This window comes from Algibacter sp., from assembly GCF_049667265.1.
Lineage (GTDB): Bacteria > Bacteroidota > Bacteroidia > Flavobacteriales > Flavobacteriaceae > Algibacter_B.
Window position 1 is genome coordinate 1 of the sequence record NZ_JBATHX010000333.1, and the last position, 2,275, is coordinate 2,275.

At 33.4% G+C, this 2,275-nt stretch carries 3 protein-coding genes; 1 reads left to right on the forward strand and 2 read right to left on the reverse strand.

Annotated features, from left to right (window positions below):
• The coding region (locus WBN21_RS11860; RefSeq protein WP_424200549.1) for a DUF6503 family protein at positions 1 to 752 on the forward strand (752 nt) is incomplete at its 5' end.
• Between the two features lie 30 nt (positions 753 to 782).
• Here WBN21_RS11860 and WBN21_RS11865 read toward each other — a convergent pair.
• Positions 783 to 1,139 (reverse strand): hypothetical protein, encoded by a 357-nt coding sequence (locus WBN21_RS11865; RefSeq protein ID WP_424200551.1) that lies wholly within the window; start codon positions 1,137 to 1,139, stop codon positions 783 to 785.
• Between the two features lie 68 nt (positions 1,140 to 1,207).
• On the reverse strand, positions 1,208 to 2,275 hold a 1,068-nt coding region (locus tag WBN21_RS11870; protein ID WP_424200553.1), incomplete at its 5' end, for a DUF3810 domain-containing protein.

The following is a 2,275-nucleotide window of genomic DNA, read 5'->3' on the forward strand; positions in this document are numbered from 1 at the left end:
GTAAAAACAAAACAACTCAAACCGTTGATTATTCAGAAGAAAACCTAGATGTAACAACAAGTATTTATCCAGAAAACATTACAAAAGTATTTGATGCACACGGTGGATTAGATAAATGGAATGCCATGAAATCGTTAGAGTTCACCATGCAAAAACCTGACGGCGATGAGGTTACTTTAACCGATTTGAAAAATAGAAAATCTATAATTGAAATGCCAAATCATACAATTGGGTTTGATGGTGAAAATGTTTGGCTAAAAAATAAAGGCACAGAAGCCTATACATTGTATGGTGGGAATCCAAGGTTTTACTACAACTTGATGTTTTATTTTTATGCCATGCCGTTTATTTTGGCCGATGATGGCATTATTTATGGCGAGGCTGAACCATTAGTATTTGAAGGCGTTACATATCCTGGAATAAATATTTCTTATGAAAGTGGCGTAGGAGAATCATCAGAAGATGAATACGTTTTATATTATCACCCAGAAACATATAAAATGGAATGGTTAGGCTACACGGTAACATTCTTCTCGAAAGAAAAAGGAAAAGAGCTTCATTTTAGACGTTATAACAATTGGCATGAAGTGAATGGTTTATTATTGCCAGAAACGATAGTGAGTTATAATTATGAAAACAATTTACCCACAACCGTAAAAGGCGAAACCCAATTCATCAATACGAAAGTTTCAAAGGAAAAACCAGAAGCAAATATTTTTGAAGCACCAGCAGGCGCGACTATTGTGGATTAATACCAATTGTTATTTATAGTGATAATTGGTCTAAGGCACCAATAAACCTTTTGCATCAATTACTAAGTTACTACCATCACCAGGGTATCTATGTGTAATTTTTAGCAATTCTTTGCTTAAATTTATTTGTCCTGATTGAGACCAAACAAAATGTCTGTTTGCACGGCGACTATTATTTATAAAAAAGTAAATGTTTTGAAAATCATTGGTTTCAAGCAACGAAAATGAGTCATTTTTTAAGTTGTTTGCTGAGGTAAGCGCATCTGTAATATTTGGGTATTTCAATAAAATTAATGATGGAAGTTTAGAATCATCTTTATTAGCAATTTGCTGAGCAAACAAATGCGAACAGAAAAAAAGTGCTAACACGATTAATACTTGCTTCAAAAGCTTAAAAAAATAATAATTACATCTAAAATACAAAAACTTCACCCAAAAACCTTTGCAAACACCCACTATAAATTTTCAAACTCAAAATAATTAACAATCAAAGCCACCACATAGTTGTAACTCTGCATGCCTTTACTTTGACTGTTAGCCTTTAAGAAATTACCATAAAATATTTTAAAAAAAGGTTCAACAGGATTTTCATGGGCTTCCCAAAAATCTCGAACTTCTTTATAATTTTTTAAAATACCCGGGTTTACAGACTCAATAATGCTTTCATAAAGAGCTTCATTACGCCTATAAATTTCATTCAAGCAAAAGCGCAAAGCAAAGGTGTAGCCTGCGTATTTAAAATAAATATTATCATTATTCGTAGTTGCTAGAAAACCAATAAAATTAGCTTCATTTTCAGCTGCATAACCTAACTGATGTGCAACTTCATGAGCCGAGGTGGTCGGGAATTTATAAACAGGAATTAACCCATCCACCTGTGCTTCATTTGTCAACGGATTCAAATACCCACTAAAACCCATATAGGTTAATGGGTAACTGTAAATTGATTTTTTTAAACTTCTCGGGTGGTATTCTAAATGCGGGAAACGGGCCGTTAAATTATCATATCCCGAAGGTGTCATTTTAAAAATTTCAGATTTAGTCAACGGAATATCAACTTTTATCGTGTCGTTTACAGAAAGTTCAGCATGCAAACTATTCGATTTTTCAATCAATGCTTTAGTTACCTGCACCAGCTGTTCCGTAGTATAATCATGTTCTAAATTCAAACTTTCATGCAATGGCAAACGGTAGTAATTCAAGCCCCAAAACAAATGAAACGCCCCAAAAATTATCGCAACAGCAGCAAAAACATCAACAAACCAATTTTTAGTATCCTTTCGTATCCGTTTTCTGTTTTTATAAAACCATCGTAGCGCATATAAACTCCCAAATGTATACACCAAATCGCCAAACGAAAACGGCAACCAACCCAATGTAAACCTAAACATTTTCGAAATTACGGGATACAAACCATTACTGTAATACTGCTCCACAAATTCAGGATTATTCGCAAGTAATTTCACAAGTAAAAATTGTGGAATTAGTGATAACGCAATAATCGTTTTATTCTTTTTCAGCAT